1 pseudogene is annotated in these 285 nt (G+C 33.3%); it reads left to right on the forward strand.

Annotated features, from left to right (window positions below):
- Positions 1-285 (forward strand): annotated as a pseudogene (locus AJ886_RS00015) (hypothetical protein); the annotation flags it as partial.

Consider the following 285-nt stretch of genomic DNA (forward strand, 5'->3'; position numbering starts at 1 on the left):
TGGGCTTTATATGATGATATTGAAAAAGGTAAATTAAAAGATCCAAGAGATGTGGATTCTACTTCTGAAAGCAGGAAAGAATTTGATCATTATATGGATGGATATAAAAATGGAATGGCAACTAGATTTGATGTAGATATTAGAAACGAAAGAGATGAAAGATCTGCTAAACTGACTATGGATACCCTAGTATTAAGTGCTAAACTAGCAGCCTTAACTCCACCTCAAGGCTATCCTAATGCTCCAAGATACTATAGCCCTGAAAGACTAGAAATTATTTATAAA

Origin of the sequence: Campylobacter sp. BCW_6465, from assembly GCF_001762815.1 — a bacterium.
Taxonomy (GTDB): Bacteria; Campylobacterota; Campylobacteria; order Campylobacterales; family Campylobacteraceae; genus Campylobacter_D; species Campylobacter_D jejuni.